Annotated in this window: 3 protein-coding genes; all 3 read left to right on the forward strand. The window is 59.7% G+C overall.

Features of this window, described 5'->3' with window-relative positions; genetic code table 11:
- Positions 1-206: hypothetical protein (locus tag ACX9NE_RS29130; RefSeq protein WP_459370949.1), on the forward strand; the 206-nt coding region annotated here is incomplete at its 5' end.
- Positions 203-1,168 (forward strand): chorismate--pyruvate lyase family protein, encoded by a 966-nt coding sequence (locus ACX9NE_RS29135; protein ID WP_459365239.1) that lies wholly within the window; start codon positions 203-205, stop codon positions 1,166-1,168. The genes ACX9NE_RS29130 and ACX9NE_RS29135, both read left to right, overlap by 4 nt.
- A gap of 126 nt (positions 1,169-1,294) precedes the next feature.
- Positions 1,295-3,178 (forward strand): AMP-binding protein (locus ACX9NE_RS29140; protein WP_459365240.1); only part of this gene is annotated, 1,884 nt, incomplete at its 3' end.

Below are 3,178 nucleotides of genomic sequence, written 5' to 3' on the forward strand. Positions count from 1 at the left end.
TTAAGAAGCGGGCTCAACCGCTGCCGTGGGCGACTACCCGCAGCGTTGACGCGGTACCGGGCAGTCAGAACGGTGTTCTAGAAGCTGTCGTCGCTGCCCTGCGGGTCGCCGCGGCCATCACTACCGCGGGAGATGGATCGGCAAATGTACGCGATCGAATCTCTGCGGGTGGCATCGAAGCCGGCCGTCACAGACCCATTCCGTGAGTACTGGCCCGCTTTTCGACCGCAGCGTGCGCGGTCTTCCCCCGGACCCAAGATCTGCGTTGTACGTCAGAATTCTCATACTGGCTGCGAGCAAATCCTGCTACGATACCGCCACGGTCAAGCTCAAACGCCGGCCGGTTCTGCGTCAGTTACGACCCCGAAGTTCCCACCCGAAGACCGCACCACCTCAACTTGTAGACCCTCAAAAAAATACTCGCCGAGGCGCCAATGATGTTCGTGACGGACTGTTGCCGACAAACACACGAAATAGCCTGTTCGCGCCTACACGGCTGAAATATCTGTCGCAACACAGGAAGGAACGAGAACTGTCTTCAAGTTTCCTGACTGATGAAGAAATCCGCAATTTCAGTCGTGATCTCCGGATACTACTGGCAACCAATGGCACCCTTACTCGGATTCTCGGGGTACTGGCGAACGATGAGATCGTCACGCAAGTCATCGATCAGGACATTCACCCGGCTGCGCCGGATGCAGGCAAACCAGAGGATCTGTTTGAGGGTCGATTACTTCGTCGTCGGGCCCTGTTGAAAGGCGCGTCGTCCAACACCATATTCGTAGTCGCGGAGTCTTTCATCGCCATCGACCTGGTGCCATCGAAACTGGCCGCGAATTTGATCGAGATGGATGGCCCCATCGGGGAATCCATACTGGCCAACAGTATTGAAATATTCAAGGAGACTCCGAAGGTGTGGATGGACACGTTGCCTCACTGGTTGGCAGCTGACGAATATCAAGACACCGGCCGGGCAGCCGTCGCACGGCAATATCGCGTAACCATCCGCAGTAAGCCGGCGATTGTGATTACCGAATACTTTCCGCAAAGCGTATTCGCTGACACCGTTGCGGCCGCGAAGAATGCGACCGACGGCGGAGACAAGGACACCGTCGTCAGCGATTTTTCGGGCGATGAAGCAATGCGACAGCATATGGCGGACTGCTGATTGCGCCGAGGTGACCAGACGGTGAGTAACTTCAGGGTGCCGATGGCACGGCAATCGCAATTTTTGGATTGCCGCTTCGGAGTATGTTCGGTGCTTTTGCCCTGGTGTGGCGGCGGTTACTGACCGATGCAGAGCGAGAACGCAGCAAGAATCCTGGCCGAGCGGTCGATAAACGCCGGCCGGTACGACTCGCCCGCGTTCTACGCTCCGAACCCGACGACTCATGGGCAAATCCATGACGGTGCACTGCGTCTCGCGGCAGTGCTCGGTCGTCGCGGACTTTCCCGAGGAGATCGCGTTCTGTTGTGTCTCCCCGATTCTCTGGATCTGGTGCAGCTGTTGCTGGCGAGTCTGGCTCGCGGGATTTTGGTGTTCATCGCCAACCCCGAGCTCCGTTCCGAAGAACACGTCTTTATCGAGCTCGATACCGAGCCGGCGCTTGTCGTCACGTCCGGCGCGTTGCGCGGTCGATTCCAGCGGTCGGCGGTGGTCGAAGCGGCAGAGCTGATGGCGGATGCGACTCGAGCGGAGCCGGCGACGTACGAGAACCTGAGCGGCGACACTGCCGCCTACGCGACATATACCTCCGGCACTACGGGTTCGCCCAAAGCCGCGGTTCATCGGCATGCCGACGTGGCGACCTACGTCGACGCAATGTGTCGCACCGCGTTGCGGCTCGCCCCGGAAGACATCGGGCTGAGTACCGCCCGCATGTATTTCGCGTATGGCTTAGGCAACTCCGTATGGTTCCCGCTTGCGACGGGCAGTTCGGCGATCATCAACTCGTCGCCGTTCAGTCCGGAGGTCGTGGCCGAACTGTGTGAAAGATTCAAGCCATCCGTGCTCTACGGCGTACCGACTTTCTTTGCACGAATTTTCGAAAGTAGTGGGCCCGATCCGTTCCGGTCACTGCGCTGCATCGTATCGGCCGGCGAGGCTCTTGACGTCGGCCTGGCTCAACAACTGACGGAATTCTACGGCGGCATCCCCATTCTTGACGGAATAGGTTCGACCGAGGTCGGTCAGACATTTGTGTCGAACACCGTTGATGAATGGCGCGTCGGAACCGTTGGCAAGGTTCTTCACCCCTACGAGATCCGCGTGGTGGCGGCTGACGGTACGACGGCTGAACCCGGAGTCGAGGGAAACCTTTGGGTCCGGGGCCCATCGATCGCGGCGAGTTATTGGAACCGGCCGAACGACCCGCTGCCCATGAATGAGAGTTGGCTCGACACCGGTGATCTGGTGTCGATCGATCCGGACGGATGGGTCAAGTACCGTTGCCGCGCCGACGACCTGGAAATTGTGGGCGGCATCAACATCAATCCAAACGAGGTCGAACGGATAATTCTCGAGGACGACCGGGTGGCCGAGGCCGCGGTTGTCGGAGTAAAGGAACCGTCGGGTGCGTCGACGCTTCAGGCGTTTCTCGTCCCCGCCGATGGCGCGAGCCTCGATGATTCAGCCGTTCTCGAGATCCACCGGGTGCTGCGCAACCAATTGTCTTGGTTCAAGGTCCCGCATCGATTTGCCATTACACAGCAACTCCCCCGGACGGCAACCGGAAAATTGAAGCGCGGAGATCTTCGCGCCGAAAATCCGGCACCGCCGATTTGGCAGGCAACTTCGATAACCCCTTCGTCATACGCGGAGGCGGGGCCTGGAACACCAGACAGCGGCGGCCAAGGATCAGGCCTGCACGAACGACTCAAAGCGTTGCAGCAGCAGCGCTATCAGTTGTTAGCGGACGCCGTTGGTCTCCAGGTGGCCATGATGCTGGGCGAATCCAACCCTCGGTCGGTCGATACAGAACGCGCCTTCTCCGAACTCGGTTTCAGCTCGCAAATGACAGTCGAACTTCGCAATCGGCTGGCAGCGGTGACCGGCCTGCAGCTGGCCGACACGGTGGGCTGGGACTACAGCTCTATATCGGAGCTGGCCGCCTACCTCGACGCCGAGCTTTCTGGTCGAGTCACCCCACGGGAAGCGCTGCCCGCTCCGGCGCGGGTG

This window comes from Mycobacterium sp. ML4 (assembly GCF_054515735.1).